The 219-nt window shown below is 69.4% G+C and carries 1 pseudogene; it reads right to left on the bottom strand.

The features are described from left to right. Positions 1-219 (bottom strand): annotated as a pseudogene (locus tag BN358_RS13050) (GTPase Era); the annotation flags it as partial.

The following is a 219-nucleotide window of genomic DNA, read 5'->3' as shown; positions in this document are numbered from 1 at the left end:
GCTCCTCCTCCAGCGCCGCGATCCGCAGCAGGTGCCCGGCCATCCGCGGCGGCGGGACCAGGTCGGACTTCGTGGCCAGAGCCACCAGTTGCGGCCGTTTCGGCAGCTTCGCGATCTCGCCAACGAGGTAGGTGTCGCCGGGACCGATCCTCTGGTTGGCGGGCAGGCAAACGCCGACCACGTCCACCTCGGACCAGGTGTCGCGAACCAGGTCGTTCA

The organism is Sedimentibacter sp. B4 (genome assembly GCF_000309315.1).
Classification (GTDB): Bacteria; Bacillota; Clostridia; order Tissierellales; family Sedimentibacteraceae; genus Sedimentibacter; species Sedimentibacter saalensis.
Note: the sequence above shows the minus strand (reverse complement) of the source record. Positions and strands in the feature narration are given on the sequence as shown.